This is a genomic window from Weissella confusa, assembly GCA_041871065.1.
In the GTDB taxonomy this organism is placed as follows: Bacteria; Bacillota; Bacilli; order Lactobacillales; family Lactobacillaceae; genus Weissella; species Weissella confusa_A.
Window position 1 is genome coordinate 1 of record CP168943.1, and the last position, 21,961, is coordinate 21,961.

Here is a 21,961-nt window from a genome sequence, read left to right on the forward strand (position 1 = left end):
ATGAAGATACTTACGTTTTCAGCGATCAAAGGTGGAGTAGGTAAGACTACATTGGCTTTCAACTATGGGGAGTGGCTGGCCGAACATGGAAATCAAGTCCTATTTATGGACTTAGACCACCAAAGCAATTTGAGCCAAACGTATAATATCTATGCCACTGAAAATACAGTTGCAAATATATTTTCTGGTCAAGGACAGGTAGATATTCATGATGTTAGTGATAATATCAGCCTTATTGCTGGTGACTTGCATCTAGATGATGTGGAACGAGAAATCGAAAATAAAACCAATAAGAATATGCTGCTTTACATGTGGTTAAGTGATAATTTTGATTGTTTAAATTTAGGACGATTTGATTATATTATCCTTGATACACACCCTGATTTTTCAATCGCTACTAGAAATGCAGCGATTATCAGTCATGCGATTATTAGTCCAATTATTCCAAGTGAACACGGATATAATGCCAAATTTAATTTGGAAGAACGATTAAAAGAATTACGTGAAGAAGCAATTGATTTTCAATCACGCAAATCATATGTGACAGCGCAACTTTATTTTGTTGCCAACATTATTAAACACAATACTAAATCTTCACATGAGTTACTGGAGTCAATTAAAGATGAAGAATCTGTAATTGGAATTGTTCCGTCAAAAGAACTGTTCAACCGAACAACTCTTGATAAAGAATCGTTATCAACTATGAAGCAAGACCATAGCACTTTCCTTAAGAATCGTGAGTTTTTCGAGGAAATGGATAACGTTTTCGCTAATATTACTAAAAACTTATAATGTATAAACAGTATGTATACATACTGTTTATACGTATACATATAGTGTATATGTACTGTTTATACATTGCGTTTTATACGCCTAATCATAACTGGTAAGGAGAATTTATAATGGCATTTAATCCGAAGAATGAACAACTAAGACAGGCAGTACGTAAGGGCGTTGAATCTGAAAAGCAAGCAAACGATAGTTTGGATAATGAATCTGTTTTGAAAGTGCCAGTGAATAATGAAGATGAAAATGAGACTACTAAACATTACACGTTTACTTTGCAACCGAGTGTTCGTAGGCGATTAGATGCGGTTGCAAAAGAAAAGGGATTTAAATCAGCGTCTAAGTTCCTAAATGCCTTGATAAGTGAATTGTAGAATAGGGTGTAAGTCACAGGGCGAAAATATTTGGGGCGCTGCCACGGGATAAGACGCGTGATGTGTAAGTCGCCAATTAATTACCTTGAGTTTAAAGGAATACGGATAACTTGTCTGTTTTCTATGGGAATCTTTAATTCCGTATATTCCGTCACGCTTTATGGATTTTACCCAGATTCCAAGCGTTGCTGATCCCTTAATTCCGAATTTCTTGCGTATTTCAACGGTCGGTACACCTTTGAGATACAGACAAACCGCTTCTATTTGAATTTCTTTTGAAAACATACGAAAACCCCATGAGTTAGATTTACTCCAACTCATGGGGTTCAGTTCATTCACCTTTAATTAAGGTGAAGCCTTTTTATATATAATTAATTGTGTATTTTTTTACCTAAGTTGTCTCCAGCATTATCAATTGCTTTTGCCGTAAAAACTGTGGCTGCAACAACAATACCACCCAATACAAGTGATGTTACAGCAGCGACTTTTAATATAGTGTTAACCATTAATCAATGACCTTCTTCCATATGAAGATAACAGGTGTAGTTATTGTACTCGAGCATCATCTGAATCGGTAACAGATTTCACCTTATCAATTCCTGCCGTGGCTTTATCTTGAACTGATTTTCCAGCATCGGTTACACGATCCTGTATGGTTACTTGTGATTCTTCGAATTCTGATTTTGTCTGAATATCGATCACTTTAACATTCAGCTCCACTAGAGTAAGACTTGTTGCTTCTTCTATCTGTTTTGCTACAACCTTACTGATTTCTTTATAGACATCATGTGCGTTATGGCCAAACTCCATCACAATATTCAAATCAACAGCTACTTGCTCTTTACCAACCTCTACATCAATTCCATCAGTTGGATTATCACTATTAACGATTTTATTCTTAATATTAGCTACAAAGCCGCCATCTACGCCTAGCAATCCTGATACATTTTCAATTGCATAACCAACAATCTTTTGGATTACTTTATCATCAAACGTCAATTGTCCTTTAGGAGCTACAGTCTCCTGTGTTAGTGTCTTATTTTCCGTAGTCATAAATTTATCCCCCCGCATTATTTATTAAAAATGTCATGTAACAGTTTACTTAATTGGATACGATTATTATCAAACAAAAGGCCTAATAAACCGAACATTCCTGTTATAAAAACTACTAGTATCGTTTTTATAAAGCCAAATTGAATTAATAAAATAGTAATTACAAAACCAATTAAGCTACTTAAAAAAACTACTGTCTGTTTACGATCCATACTCGATAAACTCCTAAAATTAAATAACTCGCGATGCCTTATTATTACGCTTATTAGATTGATTTACCTTTATATTTACTCGAATAGGTGATTTATCAACCCCAGATAGTAAGTTTCTCAAGCTATCAGTTAAGTTTTTTTCTACTCGTGGCAAATCAGATATAATCGATTTTTTATATTCAGAATCTGCGGTAACGTTGAAACGCTTAATATGTTTAGTGTTTTTGATATTGACTTGAATATTACTTAATCCTTCGCCGGATAACTGTGTCTTAATAAAACTGCTGATCCCCTCATTTCCCAAAGATAGTGTGCCTTTCCCTGAGTTAATTAACAAAATAGATTTTCTTTGCCGAGGCAACGCTATTACAACAATTAAAATTACACTAGTTAATCCTAGAATAAATAGCTCATTATATCTAAGTAACATTTGCTCGCTTAGCGAACTGTGTAAATTAATATGATCTAAAAACGAAAGTATTTTGGTAATTATATCGGGCCAGATTATCGTAGAAATACTAATTAAGTAAATTAGAAGAATAATAACAAGTAACACCTTGTACAATCTCTTCATAGCATGCCCCCTTAGTACGATATAGTGCTACTTTTTTGCCTTAATACCAAAAATTGCAGACACAATCAAAACTAAAATAACTGCTCCAATAATTGATGGGAAAATTGCCATTCCAGCTAAACTAGGGCCCCAATGTCCCAAAACACCTTGTCCAATTGAAGAACCAATCAAACCAGCTAAAATATTACTGATCCATCCCATTGACTCTCCACGATTTGTAATAGCTCCAGCTACCGCTCCAATTACAGCACCAACAATTAGTGACCAAATCATGATATATCCCCCTGAAATATAAAGATTGAAACTTTCTGTATAAGTTTCTTGCTTAGAGAATATCACCATTTTCAAAATATACAAACTAATATGCCTTGTGTATGTTCAAACTTCATATATAAAGATACTAAAAGCCAATCCTATGTATTTTATTCGGTCGAGTTAATCAGCATATGATAACGGTAATCATTAAGACAACGATCACTTTTAGCGAATCTACATCTATTGGTTACTATGGCTGAGATATGGAACCTGTTTATGTCTGTATCAGCTGATCGGGAGTTAAAACATTTATCCATATGAGGAAATTTGTGCAACAAGTTGATTATTTATATTGATTGCTTTTAAATAAATATTCCAACTAGTTCTAGGGGCGCCTGGACCTTCCGTATGATTATAGTGGACCAGTGTACATTCAATACATGAATCATACCTAAGATGGTTTTTGCGTATCATAATTTCGGGCGCGTATTATCTTATTATGTATTGTATTTATTCTGATGATGTGAAGGACATTTAGAGACAAAAACCGATGAGGCCCATGCATGAGTGATTAACTCTGATGCAATCAAGAAACTCTTACCTTCAATTAAGATAAAATCTCTTTACCTACGTTCATATAAAAATAAAGAGCGTTCTGGTTCAACTTTGGATCCATGTACTTTTCTATACTGTTTAAAATTTTAAATCATATTTTTAGAACACCTTTAATTGAGTCGACATGTAATAGCTAACCATGTATACAAAGGAACGATATGTTATATTACGTCATCGAAAATGGTGTCCTTAGGGAGTTACTTTTAGTGGTTACCAACACGCCTGCTGACAAAAAACACTTTTTTGTAAAGAAAACCCCAAACAGGTGAGTAAATCTGTTCGGGGATATCTAGAAAGATGCTCTATGGTTGAAAAAAATGAGATGGTGTAGAACTTAATATACCGTACACACAGAGCGATTTGAATTCGTTAAGGTTGAAGATCACTAAAGGTGTCTAAGGAAAAAAGTGAACGATCGTTCACAAAAAATCAAAAGAGAAACAAAAAGTATTAGCATTGGAAAGTGAATTACAGCAAGATTAAGTTGTGTCGGAATCCAACGCTAACGGCGCTAAGAACAAAAAATTTTGGGTCTCGTATATTTATATAGTCGGCTATTTTAACTCGTAAGATCTAGCCAAGATTTTATTGCCACCAGTCAGCCTTGTGCTGACAATGCGCACTTATACTCTTGACACCTGTCAAGAGTAGTTTGCCAAGGCTTTCATCCTTGGTTTTTCCTTGTATCAGAAGGCTAACGCCAACCATTAATTAATCACATTATGAAGGATCCAATGGCTATAAGATAACCGGGCACTCATCATAATTAACCACGGATGATTGACTTCGAAAATTTGTATTTCCGTTTCTAAGTACAGGAGTGTTTTACCATGATTAAAAGTTAAAATTGGTGCTGGGAAATCGGGTCTGGTCGCAACCTGATGTACGCTTTGCCGTGAGTTCATCTCCCAACGTTCTTTTAAATCTTCTCGTGATAAAAGTTTTGGTAACTGCTCTTTCTCAACTAACACTTGTTTTGTGAGTTTTGCCGTTAATTCTTCCTTAGCCGCATTGGGATGCCAATCATTTAAAATATCATATGCGTTATTACTTAAATCTAATTCCATGAATAGTCCTCCTAATGTGGCATGGTTACAAGATAAAATTTTCACCGATGATAGTAAACTTTACTATCATCGCCATGAAATACTTCAACGCTTAGATGGTAATAATTATCATAGATACCAGCCTGATACATCGCTTCCGTGATGTTGTGTAGCATGGGCGGTTCTAAGATACGTTCACGTAGTAACCAGAAATGCTCATTATCATTTTGAATAAACACACAGCACCGTTTATCTTTCACATTAAACACACGGATTTCACGGCCGTCATCATAGCGAATAATAGCTTGTAAGGCCAAATTAGTATTGGTCATATATTCATCAAAATTAGTCATGATTCATCACCAAAATAATGATCGAGTAATAGATAACCCAGCAAGTCAGTATCACCGGTGTTGTCCATGGTTGCATCAAAGGCGTCTGCAGAATAAGTATGACTAGCTGTATCAGGGCCTTGTTTATCTGACGCTGTAATGATGCGATCTAATTGAGTCTTAGTAATCCTAGTCATTAAAAATACCTCCATGGTGGCGTCAAAATGAGCAAATGCGGTCTAATTTAAGGAGATTAGTTGGCGGTATTACCCAAAATCAATTTGATCTAACATTGTTTCGCGACTTGCTTGATCTAACCCAAGATAAGTCAGTGTCATTGCCTCACTAGAATGATTCAATAGGTGCATAACTAAACCAATGTTGTAATTTGACTGCGTATAGACGCGGTAAGCGCCTGTTTTACGCATGGTGTGTGTGCCTAAATAGTTGATGCCTAATAGATCACCAACGCGTGCCATGATCTTATAAAACTGTTTCTCAGTGATATGACGATCTGGATGGGCGGTTGAGGGGAATAACCAATCCGAATTGATATTCTGTTGGACTAGCCAATCATGATATTGCAGCAAGTCTTGTTGCACGGGCTTTAAATATAACGTGTTCGCTTTACCCGTCTTTTTATCATGAATAAAGGCCGTGTTTTTAACAGAGCCATCTGGATTATAGATATCTGATTTCTTTAACGTCATGACATCACTCACCCGCAGCAGGGTGGCTTTGCCAACTTGAAAGATGGTGTAGTTACGGCGACCCGCCCGAAAACTATCTAATAGGGTGTCTTGTACCATTTTTAAGACATTAGAGTCTTTGATAGGCAGAACAATTTGTTGCACCATTAGCTACTCCTTTAAAGTTAATAATTTGATTTATGATAGCGTATCTGCTATCATATTGTTATGGAAAAATTTGAGTTTGATTATTACGATTGGGCTGAATTTGAACAGTTCTTAGATCAATTACCTGATAAAGATGCTGCCAAATTAATCGCAACTATTCAGAATATTGAAAATAATGGCCTCTTAGTTGCGGAAAGACAATTATGGGTAAAAAAGCTAGAAAATAATCTCTATGAAATTCGTTCTAAACGATCTTCAAACATTCAAAGGGCTATTTACTTTCAAGTCAAAGGTAGTCAATACATTATTACTAACGCTTTCACGAAAAAAACGCAAAAGACACCTGAAAATGAAAAGCAAATCGCTCGGAATAGACGCAGTCAGTATTTGAATAAGGAGGAAAATCAATGAGTAAACTTGATGCATACGTTGCCGAACGTAGTAGAAACAATCCTGAATTTTCACAAATTGTTGAGCAAGAAAATATCAATTTAGAGGTAGCAGTGAAAGTTCGCGACCTTCGTGAAAATATGGGGTTGAGCCAACGTGAATTTGCCAGTTTGATTGGTAAACCACAATCAACGATTGCACGCATTGAAAATGGTTCGATGAATGCTTCAACAAAGATACTATCCGAGATCGCCCAAGCAACAAACCAACGATTGACCATTCAATTTAGTCCAGCATTTTAAAAGCTATTATAACATTAAACAAAAAAACAGCCCCCATTATCTAGTCACTAGATAATGGGGGCTGTTTTAATCAGTTTTCAAAGGGGCGATTTAATTATCGCCCCTTTTAGATAATTTACCATCTGCAATTTCTAAAATAGAATGTTGTCATCCACTTTAAAGAAGCAAACATTCCTTTGATAAATAAACCGTCTGATATTGAGGGGATTGTCGGTATCAATTAAAGAAACAGCTAATTCAAACACCTTTCTTTTTGATAATCCATTAAAAATTCACACCTGCTTGCCTTATCTTGGATCCTGATATGGACAATAAATTTGCGTTAAAAGAATTGAATTATATATAATTGATTGAGGGGAATCAGAGTATGAAAATATCAGAACATTGCTGCAATAATCTTGTACAAAAAATAACATCCAAATTGGGAATTAGATTCAAAAATTATTTCTAAATAATTTTAATTACTTAATTATTTTAAATCCTGATTTGTGATTCGATCACATCATTAAATTCTTGAATAGCAAGGTGAATAATGAAACATTTTAGTAATATTATTATTGGATTTGGAAAAGCGGGTAAAACACTTGCAGGAACACTTGCAAAACACGGTGAAGAAGTATTAATTATTGAAAAGGATCCCAACATGTATGGCGGGACTTGTATCAATGTTGCTTGTTTACCGACTAAAAACATGATTATTAATGCCCACCGGGGTATAGAATATGAAGTCGCTTTAAAAAAGAAAAATGCCCTAACAGCAATGCTACGTAATAAAAATTACCATAAGGTGGCTGATTTACAAGAAGCCACTGTTTTAACAGCTACTGCTGAATTTTTGGATGACCATACGGTACGAGTATCTGATAACTCAGGGCAGGAAACTTTAACTGCAGATCGTATTTTTATTAATACAGGAGCAACACCAATTTGGCCTAATATTGATGGATTGCTTGCTAGTAAACATGTTTATTCGTCCACAGACTTACTTGTAAAAGATAAACAATTAAAGGAATTAGTTATTCTTGGTAGTGGACCAATTGGCTTGGAATTTGCATCAATGTATGCACAATTTGGTAGCCATGTGACCATCATTGATAAATCATCTAAGATTTTAGGACACTTTGAGCCTGAAATTGCCGAACAAGCTAAAAATGATTTAGAGGAGGATGGTGTATCCTTTTTGTTAGAAAGCAACTTAACTGGTGTAAATGATACACTAGATGGTGTTACATTAACTATAAGCACACCAAAAGGGATTAAAAATATACAGGCCGATGGGTTATTAGTTGCTACGGGACGTAAAGCTAATGTGACCGATTTGCACCTAGAAAGAACTAGTATTAAAACAGGTAGACACGGTGAAATTTTAGTCAATGATATACTAGAAACAGATGCTAAAGATGTCTATGCTTTAGGTGATGTTACCGGCGGGCCACAATTCACGTATATTTCGTTAGATGATTGGCGTATTATGGCTAATCATCTATATGGCGATAAGACACGAAGTCGTTTAAATCGACCAGTATTTGCGAATACTATTTTTCTAAATCCGGCTATTAGTAGTGTCGGAAAAACAGAGGCACAGCTGAATGAGGCAGGCATTGATTATAAAGTACTGAAGATGCCAGCAGCTAGTGTTCCTAAGACACAAGTAATTGGTAATCCAAGAGGTAGCTATAAAGCATTAATAGATCCACAGACACATCAAATTTTGGGTACAACTATTTATGCTGAGGAATCATTTGAGACGATTAATATCATTAGTCTAGCGATGCAAAATCATCTTTCAGCTGAGACTTTGCGCGATCAAATATACACGCATCCAACAATGACGGAAGCATTAAATGATTTGTTTGATCAAATTTAATAAATCATTTATAACAAATTAAAACAAAAATACTCAAGGTCTTATCTAAATGCCTAACTTTTTTATGGCACTTCAGTATACCCTAGTGTTTTTTTGAGGGGGTACATGATACATTGCACCAATGGGTCACGCCGTGACATGGCAATTTATCATTGTATGATCACCTTCAGTGAGAGCATGTCATGCAGAACGCTATCCTCTGGGGCAAGCTGGTGTGAGATTAACCACATAAAATAAAACGAAAAAAGATGATCTTATACTTAAAAAATGGAGAATTTTTTGAGTATAAGATCATTTTTGTCTGTAATTATTTTGATAGTTGCTGGTTGGCTATTTTTTTGTATCCAAAAACCAATAATCACGAAAGTCACCAACTAGTTTTGAATAGGGATAGCCAATTATTCTTTGGCTTTGTAGCTTATTCGATAAATATTCTTTCAAAATCCAAGGATCTTCAGGTGAGACGTGATCTGGTTCTAATATTTATTTGATTGTCTTTTTGTACAGAAGTATTTAAGTCAATGGCTGCATGTTCAATAGTCAAATGACTTAATTTTAGATTTTGACGAAGTTCTTTACTAGTATTGATACGCTCTATAAAATTTAAAGACATTTTATTCCTCTCTTTCGCTATTAAAATCATGCTGATAAAGGTTTAGCTAATGTTCCACAAGAGTAGGACATCACCAATATTACTTATGCATACAAGCACCCTATAATCAGCTTTTTTCTTAAAAAATATGTAGTTATAAAAAGACTCGATGACATATAAGTCATCGAGTCTTTTCCCAAAATTAATAGGTCATTACTAGCAAAATACGTCACATTATAATATATGTTCGCTATGTACAATTAGCGAACATTGTTGACACTTTAGAAAGTGCTCACAGGTATCATGTTTTATAGTAATTTACTTTCTTTAAGTAACTCTTCGATAAACGTTCCATTTATCTTCTTTTTTAGAGCTACTTTAGCTAATTTTGGAATTCCTAAATTAGCCTCATCAATGGTTTTTTTATCTCCCATGTAGTAGATGGCTTTAAGTAGTTCTCGAATATCATAAATGGATCCATAAACTTCAGGAACAGCACGTTCAACTTCAAGTAAAGTATATACAGATTCCATGGCAGTTCTAATTGAATATTCGGTAGTAAATACAGTGTCATTACTAGGTGACTCTGCGAAATTACCAATAAAGGCTAGATTAACAGATCCCTTAGGAACAATATCTGGCCTATCACCCGCAACACGGGGCATAAAGTATGATGTAATAAATGGCATAAATACTGGAACGGTATTTATATTGTTTTGGTTAGACAATTGTTTGATTTTTGTCTCAGGGACACCAAGGTGATAAAGGAGTTCTTGAGTAATTTCTTCACCAGAACTTTCTACAATGGTCTTATCAACAAAATTTCCTTTGGTATCTGAATACAGTCCATATATCCATACAATTGTTTCATTTTCTTTTTGTTCTTTGAAATGTGGCTGCCTGTGAACAGCAAAACTCATCAACCAGTTCGAATCGGTTATGGTAATGATTCCACCACTATTAATTTTGTGATCATGCAAATCACGATTGGTGAGACGTTCAATGTAGGGTTCAATTTCTGGTGATTTTATAGTGGCTGTCGCTGACACGAACCAACTTTTTTCAGGTAGGTTATCATAGAATACTTCTGGATGACCGAAATCATTAGATTGTTCTGCCAGATTCTTCCACAGTGTCCAACTACCACCCAACTCTTTTGATATAGGAGCGGGTTTATCATGGCTCCCATATGTTGAACTTTCTGTAATAGAACCATTTGTAACGAATACAAGATCATCACGTGATAGGCTAACATCATCACCGTCCTGGATCACGAGTTTTTTTGCAATTTTTTCGTCATTTTCAAAATCTACCACAACATTATTAACTTGTGTATCATAGATGAATTCGACATTATATGACTCTAAATACTTTATAATTGGTAGAACCATAGACTCATACTGATTGTACCTATTGAACTTTAGGGCGCTAAAATCAGGTAGTCCATCAATATGATGAATAAATCGCATCGTGTATCGACGCATCTCAACTGCAGAATGCCACTTTTCAAAAGCAAACATGGTTGCCCAGTACATCCAAAAATTACTTTCAAAGAACTCATTTGAGAAAAATTCCTCAATAGTCGTCTTACCCAGTTTTGACTCAGGAGTTAAAACTAAATCTATTAATTCTTTAGATTTTTCATCCAAAGTATACAGGCCATCCGTTGGGACGCGTTGTCCCCGATTATAAATTAGGCGAGTATTAGATGAATTTGGATCATCTTTATCTAGCCAATAAAATTCATCTAAGTAAGAGGCGTCTTCAATTTCTAAAGAAGGAATTGATCGATACATGTCCCACATAGTTTCAAAATGATTTTCCATTTCTCGACCACCGCGTGTCACAAAGCCGATATTGGCACGCTTTTCTCCATCTAACGATCCACCCGGAGTAGGCAATTCCTCATATATATGAATTTTTTCCCCGGACATTTGTCCATCGCGCACCAAGAAAACAGCGGTCGCCAATCCGGCCAGCCCTCCTCCAATAATATACGCTGATTTTTGATCCACATTTTTGGGCTTTCTTGGACGTGCAAAAGCTTCATAATTTCCGTTAGAATATCGCATAATTGCCTCCTCTTACTACGCTTTATGTTGATGTACTCTATTTTTAAAATGACTCTTGTTGGTATTCAGGGTTAGGATGTTCATAAAATCCCATGAACTGACTTTGAAAGGCAACTTGCTCACCTGAAATGCCACCACCTGCAACAGTTACATTTTTATAAATATGTTTCCTCCTATCAATGATTTAATAGGTTAATCATAGCACTAAGAGAAAACGCTTTCAAAAAATAGCCACTAAAGTGAAACAGTCACTTTAGTGGCTGCAATCACCATGAATAATCGGTGTGGTTTTGAAAGTTGGGAGTCTCCAATTAGCAGGCAAATTTGTTGCATCGTATCATAATTCATATATAACAGTCTGATTATAAAGTTACGAAAAATGTAGCGACATTAACGGGGTATTATTATTCATAAAAAAAAAACAGCCCCCGTTATCTCCTAGGTAGATAACGGGGGCTGTTTTAATAGCATTTGTAAGGGGCGATTATGTAATTATAGACCCTATAACAAAAAGTGATCTAAGAATCAAAAATATAAATACCTAGTTGCTTTTCTAATCTTTGTATATGCTTATTAGGAACTTTTTTAGTGTGGCTCATATACAATAACCTTTTTTAACTTCATATCGGAATAAGTGAACAGTTTCATCAGATACAAAATACGGAAGAATATAAATAAAGTTTTTTAAATGAATGCTCTTATGCTAGATTTACGGACAGATTTTCTTCTGCTCTGTAAACTAATAGCATAGGAGCATTTTTTAATATGATTCGATAAAAAAAGAATTTAAGCAGTCTCTTGTTGAGATGCACAATCAAGGCCGTTCATATACTGATCGACGGCCGAGACTCCGACTCTGTGGAGTTTGCGTTACGAGAAATCAAGCTTGAGTGGGGTGACTGTCTGCGCACGGTTACCGCAGACACTGGCCCGGAGTTCTCGACTCTGAATAAGGCCTTTGAGGACACAGATACAGACATCTTCTACGCGCATTCATACACCTCATGCGATCGCGGCTCCAACGAGGCCCACAATCGCATGATTAGACGTGACTACCCAAAAGGCGAGTCGCTGGATGATGTTAGTCCCAGCCAGGTGTTGGCTACCCAAGACCGTCTTAACGGGCTTCCCCGGAGAAAGCTAGACTACCGTGGCCCCCAGGAGTGTTTTGAGACCGAAGTGCGCCGGACTCAGCGTTCAGCACAACACGTAAGCTAAACAATGAACCACTCATAAGATAACAGGCTGTTCTTGGAAGTGTCTCAACACCCCCGGCTAACTTGTTCTTGCAATTTGGGAAAAAGAAGTCTACGGTTATTATGTAAACTAAAATAAAGTAGCCGCTTTTGTACGCTGCTTGAGCCTACACGGATCGTCACACAAAACGCGAGATGACATTAGTCCGCTCTTCTTTTTCTACTCAAATTTAAGCAACGCCTAAAGCGACACAAAGTACCATTAATCATACAAGGAGGACTCGTTTTGAAACCTGCAAAAACTAAGTTTAGTGATGTCCCTGATGGCAGTATTCATCAATATGATCAGATTTTGAAATATTTTAATAATCAACCAGCCGATCAAACGAAACCGCGTGGTAATCGGATCACATTTGTCACAACTGGCATTATCGGTTTTGATGGCGGTCAAACAACGATGCTGCATCTAGGTACGCTGCTGGCCAACGCCGGTTACGATGTCTACTATTTAAGCTATGTCCCACAAAGCCAAGACGAAATGATTCAGAATGCTGAATTTAATTATCCCGGTTACAAAGGAACCTGTCTGCCAATGGGCGAACTTGAGTCCCATTGTTCCGATATTTGGGCCGCCACGTTATGGGAATCCGTTTATGTGATCAAGAACAAACCAGGGTACAAAATGTATTTTGTTCAAGATTACGAACCGTATTTCTATCCATATGGCGATCGCTATCAGATGGCGCGACGAACTTACAGTCTAGGTCTGCACATGGTATCGCTTGGTCCATGGTGTGCCCACATGATCACCATGCATTGCAAGGTTCACAGCCCTATTGATGTGATTAACTTTCCTGTCGATGTCGCACGATATCCATTCAAGGAACGCGACATGGGACCTTATGAACAAAAAAAACAAATCAAGCTTGCTGTCTATACCAAGTGGAGCAGCCCGCGGCGCGCACCCATCAACATTCAGATTGTCCTCGAAAATTGCCGCCAGTTACTGCGCGCCAAAGGAATCGATCTCAAAATTCAATACTTCGGTACCGACCGCAGCAAACGCTTCATCAATGGTGAAAACCTTGGTAAGCTGACTCCCCCGGAATTAAATCGACTTTACCAAAGTGCTGATTTCGGGATTGCGCCATCTATGACCAATTTTTCGCTTGTCCCTTATGAAATGATGAGCACTGGCCTGCCACTCATTGATTTTAAGGAAGGCACAGGAAGCTACTTCTTAAAAGACGGGACCTATTTTGCCAGTCATCTTGATGAACGAGATCTGGCCAAAACGCTTGCAAATGCTTGTGCCAACCCCGACACGATCAGCAACCAAGTTCAAAATGGTCAAGCCTTTCTTAAAACGATTGGCTGGGATCGAACTGAAAAAGACATGCTGGCGATCATTGCAAACCTGTATGCTAATGTCGATGTGGTCAAATCCTAAAAAAACTGACTGTGAAGCTAGCTCGGCGCTTGTCGCCGGGCTTTTTTTCTGGGAAAATAAGCTTTGGAATAATCGACAAAAATCTTATTATGTTCAAACCGCGCGTTTTAAAATCAAGATAGCCACTTTTATTACAAATTTGGGACAATAAAAAACATCAAGAACAGATTGCTCTTATGCTAGATTTACGGACAGATTTTCTTCTGCCTTGTAAACTAATAGCATAGGAGCATTTTGTTTGTCTTGATGAATAATCCGGGTTAAATCATATTAGGGTATCACAAATACTTTACAAATATGTTTTGCGTCGCAACAAAAACCAGCAAATTAGGCTTAGTATAACAGAGATAATCAGCACAGCAAAAACACCATAAGAAGATTTTTCAAACGGAACATCGACATTGATTCCCCAAAAACCAAAAATAATCGCTGGAATAGTCAAAATGATTGATATCTCTGTTAGAGTTTTCATAATCATGTTCAGCTGATACGAAATCATATTGTTTATCATATCTTCCAAATCATCCAAATATTGGCTGTAACCTGAAATAATTCTATCCATTGTGTCGTTTGTATCGTATATCTCATCAATTATTTTCTTGGTGGTAAAATCAATATCATTAATAGTTGTGAAATTTTTTTTAATGAAATCCAGCGCTTTGTGATTAGCGTCATAGGTTGTTGACAAAGATATCATGTATTTTTGAAGAGTTAATAATTCACCAAACGTTGGTCTGAGTGGACCGGACGTTGATATTTCTGAGTCTAAATCATCAATTTTTTCCTTGACTCCACGAAGGTCGTTAAGCATCACATAGAAATCTTTTTGCATAATCTTTAAAAGTACTTCCTCCACGAAATTATCGACATCACGTAAAACCATATTGGATAAGAGTTCGGGAATGAATTTTAATTTTTGTTTTGTAAAAATTATCAACTTATTTTTAAATACCACGAAAACAACAGATGTCGTCATATTATCTAGATGCACACCTTCATGTACCTCGGGTAACAAAAAACTTACGAGCAAACTTTTTGCATCGTTCTGATCTATCATCGTGTCATATGCAACTCGATCATCAAACGTTAGTATATTGCCTATTTTAAAGTCATATTTATGTTCAAAAGATTCGATATATTCTCGTTCGTCACCATAAACATAAACAACAGAAGAATTTTTGATATTTGATTCTGACGAAACCAATAATGTATCTTTTGTTAAAGAATAAGTTTTCAGCATTGTAATCCTCCAGCTTTATATTTTTCTCAAAAATAAATGCGTAATTGTTGTGAAATAAATACGTTATCAGTTTTAAAAACATTTTGTCTTATGTATGATAACCTGCCAAAAATTTTATCTCACACATTATCTAGACAATCTTGTCTCCAGCTTCTAATGTATTATCTAATTTGTAATTATAACCCTTCAATTATTATTGAAATGAACCAAAAAAATGGAGTGACGTTTAAGCGATTAACTGATCGGAAAGATTTCGGTATTGAACTGGAGCTTTTCCGGCGATTGTTGTGTACCAGCGACCACCTTCAAGATGGTTTCGGCCATTGCGTTATCTAAGCGCGTTCTGCCATTGTGCCTGATCCCAAGCAGACTTCCGTGACGTCAGTGAAAACATTTTGATATGGACGGTCCGTCGTGAACCGACGGCTAACACGATTTGGTGATATGTGACTAACAGTGCCCGCGTAAGAATTGTACATCAGCGCCATGTTTGAAGGCAGTACAGATATTCCCATTCATCTCCATGATTTTCAGTACAACCTTATGGTTGGTATTGAAGCCACGATGACGTAGTTCTTGTGTGACACGACGATAACCATACTCAAGTTATCACCACGGATTGATGTAATCACGTCGATTAACTCACGTGGATACTCCTTGTACGCACGCTTGGACACATCGTGATAACTACTGCTAGACATCTCAGCCACTTGAAGAAGTAACCTCAACTTGCCCTTCAATTATGCCTTAGAACAGTGGTTACTACCGCTTTGTCTTGGTTTGTAATTTCTTCTTTTCTGGCACTAAGGCCTCGAATTTTTCCAGATAGGAGACCTTAATGCGAAGTAGCTCATTCTCTTCTAGCTTCTTGAATTTGTCTTGTTCTGGCTTGTTCATTGTTCATTTCCGCCTTCGTTTATCAGGTTTTAGACGACCAGACTCTAAAGCACATTCTCACTGCCATATTAGAGAAGCATTCCTCAAATGGAATTTCTTTGCCGTTACTGGTAGAGAAGCGCGGTGTTCTGATCGCCATCTTATAACCTTGATTTCACAGTAGTAAGCATGGTTTGTCTTGCTTCGATTTGAATTATTCAAACCTTCAGATCCAAGCATCTTAATGTTGGTTAGCCGGTTAAGAATGGTGGGGCACCTTTGATTCCAAACTTCCTCCGGATCTAATCAGGTGGCACGCCCTTTAGATACATGCTTATTTCTTCAAGTTGTACTTCTTTTGAAAACATAACAAAACCCCGTAAGTTAAATTTACTCCAACTTACGGGGTTTAGCTCAGGTATATTAAATTATCGCCTTTTTTATTTTAGCTTGTTGACACTGACATATATACCATTACATCCAGTTATTTTTTCATCTCACTCTATACGAAAATTTCAATTTAATTTGACAACTCATGACATCTCTTCATATTTCATAATTAGAATTAAATGGGCCATATTGGGCATTTGTGTAAGCTTATATTCTATAAGTGTTATAATTTAATTACTAACCTATACCTATATAGCTAGTTGATAGAATCTTTTGAATTAATAGTCTACATTCAAGTAACAGGTGAATGCACGTATTCGATCATGGAGGATAGTTAATAATGACTAAAATGCAACATGATGATGGTTTTAAATTTCCTAAACAGCATCAGCCTGAGCCGGGTTTACAAAGTAAAATGTCGCCACAACCAGATGACGGATCCACAACTTATGCCGGATGTAATCGACTTAGGGGAAAGAAAGTCTTAATAACCGGTGCTGATTCAGGCATTGGTAGGGCGGTAGCTATAGCATATGCGAATGAAGGCGCTGATCTTGTATTAAATTATCTTCCAGAAGAAGAAAGTGATGCACAAGATGTTAGACGAATTATTGAATCTTTGGGTCGTAAAGTAGAACTAGTTCCCGGAGATTTGAAAGACGAAGCATTTATCAAAGAATTAGTGAAACAAACTGTACTATCGATGAATAAGATAGATACTTTAGTATTAGTAGCCGGTAAGCAACAAGCTAATACAGATATCACTACTATATCTACAGGTCAGATGATAGATACCTATACTACAAATGTTTTCAGCTTAATTTGGTTAGTCAGGGAGGCATTAAAATATATGCCAAACGGCAGTAGCATCATAACAACTAACTCTATTCAAGCAGAAGATCCTTCAGCATATTTAATTGATTATGCAGGGACTAAGGCTGCAATTAAAAATACAACGTTTGGGTTAGCAAAACAATTAGCTCAGCGAGGCATTCGTGTCAATAGTGTTGCTCCAGGTCCTATTTGGACACCGTTGCAAGTGGCAGGGGGACAATTAGCAGAAAATATACCTACGTTTGGTAAGGATACTCCCCTAGGTAGAGCCGGGCAACCCTCTGAAGTAGCCGGAGCATATGTTTTTCTGGCTTCAGATGAGGCTAGTTATATAACAGCTACATCTATCAATGTTACGGGGGGGCTAATTTAATTAAGTTTCTTTCTTATATCTACGCGAGAATTCTAATTTTATCCAAAGTATAGAGGGTGCTAAAGAATGAGTATAAATAAGCAAAAAATTTCGAGAAATAAAGTGTTAAACCTATTAACTTTATTCCAACTCTTAATAAGTTTATACCAAGTCATTAAGACCATTAAAAAGGGAAAATAAAGTAAGAGTCGCCTAGTTTATTATCTATCGATAGATATTTTAATATCCAACGTTGATCATTCTTAATTGTCAACCGATAAATTGACAAAAAAAGCAGCTAAATTTTTACAAATTTAGCTGCTTTTATCTTAGTTAAGATTAGCGTAACATTTAAGGGTTGCTTGCCGATTAATCAAAATCAATCTGCTTTTTTATAATCTGCCGGTTCTGGCTTACCCTTAACTTCTTTCTGAGGGCTGAATGAAATATCTTCTTCTTCATTCTTATCTTTTTTCGTACTATCTTTAGTCATAGTGGCCTCCCTGATTACCTAATACTGTATACTTGATACTTAATAAGTGTAACAAAATAAACTCAAAAGATAAAATTTCTATTAAAATTTTTATAATTAAATATTAATAGGGTTGTTTTTATAATAGCACTAAATTAGTGCTAACTTAATAACAAAATAATGCAAGTGTGACTAATATGATTGCTAAATAATACAACATAGCTCATCAAGAAACACTATGTTTTACGTCTTTTTTGACTTTTTCACAAGTTAGAATGATAAAAAATAACCCGTAAGTATCCAGTTAACCTAACCTATAGTATAATTTTTAACATAAAATTTTAAGTACATGTACAAAAAAAGCTAGTCACGCCCCTTTGTTGGATTGTGACTAGCTTTTTTGTGTATATAACTATGTTGTCCAGAAATCAACGTAGTTATATGTGGATTATAGGGGCATATTCTGCGCATTGCCTTAGATTATTAAACAATTTAATTAATTATTTTCAGAAAGGTATATATGAATCATGGTGCAACAAATTGTCCTACCCATCAAAGACACCGACATCTTAAAAATGGTACAAGATACACTTCTCGATAGTGTCCGTGCTGGTCGCCGAAATTACACCGTTTTTCAAGTTGGTAAGGCCACGCTACTACGTGTGAGTGATGTCATGACATTAAAAAAATCAGATGTCTATAATCCAGACGGCTCTGTCAAAAATACAGCCTTTATTCATGATAAAAAGACCGGTAAAGCAAACACGTTATATTTAAAGCCTGTTCAGCAAGACTTGTTGTAATATCATGATTGGCTGGTCCAAGAAAATATCAATTCTGAGTGGTTATTCCCCTCGATAGATCATCATGATCGCCATATCACCGAGAAACAGTTTTATAAAGTGATAGCGCGTGTTGGTGATCTACTAGGTATCAACTATTTAGGCACGCACCCCATGCGTAAAACAGGCGCTTATCGTGTCTATACACAGTAAAACTACAACACGGACTGGTGCTGCATTAGCAGCTATAATTTCTTAAAAGATTCAAAAAGATCACCTCAACCAAAGGGAGTAGACATAACATCGATTTTATACAGAGCAGTTAACCAGATATAGTGTCGATATTTTGCTCAATTATTATATTGTTAAAAAATATAAAAAGCAGTGGATCAAATATTTGATCCACTGCTTTTTATTACAGAACTTCTTATCCGGTGTGTGACTGGACTTTATCTAAATTATGAACGTGTGTGCCGTAACATGGAGTCGGAAAACTCAAACTAACTTAATTAATTTGAATCATTGTACCGGCAGAGTCTCCACCAGCAACCTTAGGCATGTCTACGGTCAATACCCCATTCTTAAATTGTGCATTAATCTTGGCAACATCCACTCCAGGTAGATAATAAGCTCGTGATAATGTGCCGCGAATTCGCTCGCTTTGTAACAGATTACCTTGAGAATCAGCATGGTCCTCAAACTCATCACGCTTGGCGCTCAACAAGAGTTGATCGTTCTTGTAGGTCATCTGAATTGCTTGTTTTTCTACACCAGGTAATTCCGCTGAAACAATAAAGCGATCATCACGCTCTTCCACGTCGGTTTGAATAGTTTGATTTGTTAGCTGTTGATTAAACCAAGGGTGCATTGAATGATCTAAGAAATCAAAAACACCATTAGAGTCAAAACGTCGCAACATATCATATGACATAATTCGTACCTCCGATATCTCTTTCTACAATTCTGTTATAGTCCCAAAAATTATATATGTCAAAATTAAGGTCACATTGTCTCTCTTTTTTTATTTGAAGACTACCTGACGATAACGGACAATCAGCACTCGGGGAAGCAAAAATACCATTGATGATTTTCTGGAAATAAGAAATTATTAAACTGCGAGATATGATCCTATGGCTTATCTAGCAGGAAAAATTCACACATAAAATACCTATACCAAAGGGAGTAGACATAACATCGATTATTCAGATATGAACTTATTTAGGGTCTATAATTATAGAAGTGATTGTTTGGTTGATAATAAAATTTAGTGCATATAATAACAACTAACAGGAGGTTAAGTTACTATGCAAACAAAAACAGGTCGTGCACTTGGAAATGAGTTCATCAATTCCATTCATGGATGGTAATCGTTACAAATACTTATACTAAGAAAGGCCGAAAAATGAGCCAAAAAAAAGATTTATTAAATCAATTCACTTTAGCCATTAATGACGTAGGTAGAGACAGTGAATTAGGAGTTTTTTTAAGAACTTATCAAGAAAAATTAGCCAAAAATCAGTTGAAAGGCCTTGAAATTCCTCGCTTTACTGATGGTATCTCAAAAGTAGTTCGTAAATCACATCAAGGTGTTCCTACATCGGTTACAAAACTTATTTCGATGGTGAATCGCCGTGGTATTTTGAATGGCTTCGGACTAGGATTACGAATGTTATAAAAGTGAACTGAACCCCATGAGTTGGAGCAAATCTAACTCATGGGGTTTTTGTATGTTTTCAAAAGAAATTCAAATATAAGCAGTTTATCTGTACCTCAAAGGTGTACCGACTGTTGAAATACGCAAGAAATTCGGAATTAAGGGATCATCAACGCTTGGAATCTGGGTGGACTCCATAAAACGTGACGGAGTATATGGAATTAAAGATTCCCATAGAAAGCAGACAAGTTATCCGTATTCCTTTAAAATCAAGGTAATTAATTGGCGACTTACACATCACGCGTCTTATCCTGTAGCAGCGAGAAAGTTCAGGGTGACTAGCCCTTCGTTGATTTGGCAGTGGGAACGTGCGTTGGAGTCTGGTCGGCTAAAACCTGATAAACGAAGGCGGAAACGAACTATAAATAAGCAAGAACACGACAAGATCAAGAAGCTCGAAGAAGAAAATGAACTACTTCGAATTAAGGTAGCCTACTTATAATTACGTTGATTTAGGGTCAATTTTATCAGGAATAAAAACAGTAATAGACGCATTAACATACTTCATCAGTGCAATTGCCGGTATTTCTCTTTTTATCGCTGGAATAGGTGTTATGAATATGATGTATATTTCTGTATCAGAACGAACACAAGAAATTGGAATACGCCTATCAATAGGTGCCAAGCCTAAACAAATTTTGCTACAATTTCTATTTGAAGCAATGTTTTTAACATTACTAGGCGGAATTATAGGTTTTGCACTAGGAGCTATTATTTCAATGTCCATTTCAGTATTACTCCCGTTTAAGGCCATTGTGACATTGAAATCTTTTGTACTCGCATTTTCCGTTTCTACTTTGGTTGGTATTACATTTGGAATATTGCCAGCAAAACAGGCAGCAAGCAACAACCTAATAGATATCCTTAAATAGTAACCTATACCAAAAGCAGTAGACATAACGTACATTATCCCAAGTGGTTGATCTGACGCGGTTTGGCGCACTTTGTGCAGCAACCCCCATTCACAAACTCAAAAAAAGCCCGAAACAGCGTTTCACAAACGTCAGTTTCGGGCTTTTTCACAATTTAGACCAATTACTCGCAAACAGGTCAAAAATGATACTACCAATTTGGGGATTTAGAGGTAGAATAAACTTATCTCAAATACTCAATCTATATTTTTGAATACTATCAACAGCAAAAAGCTAGTTACCGGCCACAAAAGTGGACAGCGACTAGCTTTTTGTTGTCACCAATAATTACCCGTTAAATTAAGTCATATCAGGAGCTAATTACGTTCACTTTAATCAGAACATGATATATTAGATGTAACCCATAGATTTCATCTATACTTATAAGTTACTCTTACACAACACAAAAAGGTTTAG

26 protein-coding genes and 3 pseudogenes are annotated in these 21,961 nt (G+C 36.3%); 12 read left to right on the forward strand and 17 right to left on the reverse strand.

Annotation, left to right across the window (positions count from 1 at the left end; all coding sequences use genetic code 11):
• Together ACAW68_11260 and ACAW68_11265 are read left to right on the forward strand one after the other, a co-directional pair.
• Positions 1 to 792 carry a ParA family protein gene (locus ACAW68_11260; GenBank protein ID XGA17046.1) on the forward strand — a complete coding sequence of 264 codons (792 nt, stop codon included), beginning with the start codon at positions 1 to 3 and terminating at the stop codon, positions 790 to 792.
• Between the two features lie 110 nt (positions 793 to 902).
• The gene (locus ACAW68_11265) at positions 903 to 1,160 is read left to right on the forward strand and encodes a hypothetical protein (GenBank protein XGA17047.1); all 258 of its coding nucleotides are present in this window, start codon (positions 903 to 905) and stop codon (positions 1,158 to 1,160) included.
• Positions 1,161 to 1,531: 371 nt separating this feature from the next.
• Here the strand turns inward: ACAW68_11265 and ACAW68_11270 are convergent, their stop codons facing one another.
• The 9 genes from ACAW68_11270 to ACAW68_11310 all read right to left on the reverse strand — a co-directional run bounded on the left by ACAW68_11270 (position 1,532) and on the right by ACAW68_11310 (position 6,104).
• Positions 1,532 to 1,666: a hypothetical protein gene (locus ACAW68_11270; GenBank protein ID XGA17048.1), complete on the reverse strand. Its 135-nt coding sequence runs from the start codon at positions 1,664 to 1,666 to the stop codon at positions 1,532 to 1,534.
• A gap of 40 nt (positions 1,667 to 1,706) precedes the next feature.
• A complete protein-coding gene (locus ACAW68_11275) occupies positions 1,707 to 2,213 on the reverse strand; it encodes an Asp23/Gls24 family envelope stress response protein (protein XGA17049.1) in 507 nt (168 codons plus the stop codon).
• Between the two features lie 17 nt (positions 2,214 to 2,230).
• Positions 2,231 to 2,425: a hypothetical protein gene (locus ACAW68_11280; GenBank protein ID XGA17050.1), complete on the reverse strand. Its 195-nt coding sequence runs from the start codon at positions 2,423 to 2,425 to the stop codon at positions 2,231 to 2,233.
• 19 nt (positions 2,426 to 2,444) lie between these two features.
• Positions 2,445 to 2,999, reverse strand: a complete 555-nt coding sequence (gene amaP, locus ACAW68_11285) for an alkaline shock response membrane anchor protein AmaP (GenBank protein XGA17051.1) — start codon at positions 2,997 to 2,999, stop codon at positions 2,445 to 2,447.
• Between the two features lie 27 nt (positions 3,000 to 3,026).
• Complete coding sequence (locus tag ACAW68_11290; GenBank protein XGA17052.1) at positions 3,027 to 3,272, reverse strand: GlsB/YeaQ/YmgE family stress response membrane protein; 246 nt, start codon at positions 3,270 to 3,272, stop codon at positions 3,027 to 3,029.
• Positions 3,273 to 4,576: 1,304 nt separating this feature from the next.
• Positions 4,577 to 4,936 carry a hypothetical protein gene (locus ACAW68_11295; GenBank protein ID XGA17053.1) on the reverse strand — a complete coding sequence of 120 codons (360 nt, stop codon included), beginning with the start codon at positions 4,934 to 4,936 and terminating at the stop codon, positions 4,577 to 4,579.
• A 41-nt stretch (positions 4,937 to 4,977) separates the two neighbouring features.
• A complete protein-coding gene (locus ACAW68_11300; protein XGA17054.1) occupies positions 4,978 to 5,268 on the reverse strand; it encodes a hypothetical protein in 291 nt (96 codons plus the stop codon).
• Positions 5,265 to 5,444, reverse strand: a complete 180-nt coding sequence (locus tag ACAW68_11305; GenBank protein ID XGA17055.1) for a hypothetical protein — start codon at positions 5,442 to 5,444, stop codon at positions 5,265 to 5,267. Before ACAW68_11305 ends, ACAW68_11300 begins: the two co-directional genes overlap by 4 nt.
• A 69-nt stretch (positions 5,445 to 5,513) precedes the next feature.
• Entirely contained in the window at positions 5,514 to 6,104 is a 591-nt protein-coding gene (locus ACAW68_11310; GenBank protein ID XGA17056.1) for a site-specific integrase, read from the reverse strand.
• 60 nt (positions 6,105 to 6,164) lie between these two features.
• On the opposite strand from ACAW68_11310, the gene ACAW68_11315 reads away from it, so the two are divergent.
• From ACAW68_11315 to ACAW68_11325, 3 genes are all read left to right on the forward strand, one after another.
• Positions 6,165 to 6,515: a type II toxin-antitoxin system RelE/ParE family toxin gene (locus ACAW68_11315; protein XGA17057.1), complete on the forward strand. Its 351-nt coding sequence runs from the start codon at positions 6,165 to 6,167 to the stop codon at positions 6,513 to 6,515.
• The gene (locus tag ACAW68_11320; protein XGA17058.1) at positions 6,512 to 6,796 is read left to right on the forward strand and encodes a helix-turn-helix domain-containing protein; all 285 of its coding nucleotides are present in this window, start codon (positions 6,512 to 6,514) and stop codon (positions 6,794 to 6,796) included. Before ACAW68_11315 ends, ACAW68_11320 begins: the two co-directional genes overlap by 4 nt.
• Before the next feature lie 532 nt (positions 6,797 to 7,328).
• A complete protein-coding gene (locus ACAW68_11325; protein XGA17059.1) occupies positions 7,329 to 8,663 on the forward strand; it encodes an FAD-dependent oxidoreductase in 1,335 nt (444 codons plus the stop codon).
• A 330-nt stretch (positions 8,664 to 8,993) separates the two neighbouring features.
• Here ACAW68_11325 and ACAW68_11330 read toward each other — a convergent pair whose 3' ends face one another.
• The 3 genes from ACAW68_11330 to ACAW68_11340 form a co-directional block, all read right to left on the reverse strand.
• Positions 8,994 to 9,104, reverse strand: a complete 111-nt coding sequence (locus tag ACAW68_11330; GenBank protein ID XGA17060.1) for a DUF2316 family protein — start codon at positions 9,102 to 9,104, stop codon at positions 8,994 to 8,996.
• Between the two features lie 13 nt (positions 9,105 to 9,117).
• Positions 9,118 to 9,306, reverse strand: coding sequence for a DUF2316 family protein (locus ACAW68_11335; protein ID XGA17061.1), 189 nt, complete (start codon positions 9,304 to 9,306; stop codon positions 9,118 to 9,120).
• Between the two features lie 257 nt (positions 9,307 to 9,563).
• Entirely contained in the window at positions 9,564 to 11,327 is a 1,764-nt protein-coding gene (locus ACAW68_11340) for an oleate hydratase (GenBank protein XGA17062.1), read from the reverse strand.
• A gap of 801 nt (positions 11,328 to 12,128) precedes the next feature.
• Between ACAW68_11340 and ACAW68_11345 the strand changes: the two genes are divergently transcribed.
• Entirely contained in the window at positions 12,129 to 12,545 is a 417-nt protein-coding gene (locus ACAW68_11345) for an IS30 family transposase (GenBank protein XGA17063.1), read from the forward strand.
• A gap of 264 nt (positions 12,546 to 12,809) precedes the next feature.
• Entirely contained in the window at positions 12,810 to 13,973 is a 1,164-nt protein-coding gene (locus ACAW68_11350; protein XGA17064.1) for a glycosyltransferase, read from the forward strand.
• Between the two features lie 289 nt (positions 13,974 to 14,262).
• Here ACAW68_11350 and ACAW68_11355 read toward each other — a convergent pair whose 3' ends face one another.
• From ACAW68_11355 to ACAW68_11370, 4 genes and pseudogenes are all read right to left on the reverse strand, one after another.
• Complete coding sequence (locus tag ACAW68_11355) at positions 14,263 to 15,213, reverse strand: magnesium transporter CorA family protein (GenBank protein ID XGA17065.1); 951 nt, start codon at positions 15,211 to 15,213, stop codon at positions 14,263 to 14,265.
• Positions 15,214 to 15,663: 450 nt separating this feature from the next.
• Positions 15,664 to 15,771, reverse strand: a pseudogene (locus ACAW68_11360) (hypothetical protein).
• A complete protein-coding gene (locus ACAW68_11365) occupies positions 15,744 to 15,914 on the reverse strand; it encodes a hypothetical protein (GenBank protein ID XGA17036.1) in 171 nt (56 codons plus the stop codon). Before ACAW68_11365 ends, ACAW68_11360 begins: the two are co-directional and overlap by 28 nt.
• Positions 15,915 to 15,975: 61 nt before the next feature.
• Positions 15,976 to 16,110: a hypothetical protein gene (locus ACAW68_11370; protein ID XGA17037.1), complete on the reverse strand. Its 135-nt coding sequence runs from the start codon at positions 16,108 to 16,110 to the stop codon at positions 15,976 to 15,978.
• A 709-nt stretch (positions 16,111 to 16,819) separates the two neighbouring features.
• On the opposite strand from ACAW68_11370, the gene ACAW68_11375 reads away from it, so the two are divergent.
• On the forward strand, positions 16,820 to 17,686 hold the full coding sequence (locus ACAW68_11375) for an SDR family oxidoreductase (GenBank protein ID XGA17038.1): 867 nt from the start codon (positions 16,820 to 16,822) through the stop codon (positions 17,684 to 17,686).
• Positions 17,687 to 18,664: 978 nt separating this feature from the next.
• A pseudogene (locus tag ACAW68_11380) lies at positions 18,665 to 19,129 on the forward strand (tyrosine-type recombinase/integrase).
• 295 nt (positions 19,130 to 19,424) lie between these two features.
• On the opposite strand, the gene ACAW68_11385 reads toward ACAW68_11380, so the two are convergent.
• Positions 19,425 to 19,850 carry an Hsp20/alpha crystallin family protein gene (locus ACAW68_11385; protein ID XGA17039.1) on the reverse strand — a complete coding sequence of 142 codons (426 nt, stop codon included), beginning with the start codon at positions 19,848 to 19,850 and terminating at the stop codon, positions 19,425 to 19,427.
• A 471-nt stretch (positions 19,851 to 20,321) separates the two neighbouring features.
• Here ACAW68_11385 and ACAW68_11390 point away from each other — a divergent pair, with 471 nt between their 5' ends.
• The 3 genes and pseudogenes from ACAW68_11390 to ACAW68_11400 all read left to right on the forward strand — a co-directional run bounded on the left by ACAW68_11390 (position 20,322) and on the right by ACAW68_11400 (position 21,505).
• Complete coding sequence (locus ACAW68_11390; GenBank protein ID XGA17040.1) at positions 20,322 to 20,594, forward strand: hypothetical protein; 273 nt, start codon at positions 20,322 to 20,324, stop codon at positions 20,592 to 20,594.
• 166 nt (positions 20,595 to 20,760) lie between these two features.
• Positions 20,761 to 21,075, forward strand: coding sequence for a helix-turn-helix domain-containing protein (locus tag ACAW68_11395; protein ID XGA17041.1), 315 nt, complete (start codon positions 20,761 to 20,763; stop codon positions 21,073 to 21,075).
• A pseudogene (locus tag ACAW68_11400) lies at positions 21,071 to 21,505 on the forward strand (ABC transporter permease). Before ACAW68_11395 ends, ACAW68_11400 begins: the two are co-directional and overlap by 5 nt.
• Positions 21,506 to 21,961 lie beyond the last annotated feature (456 nt).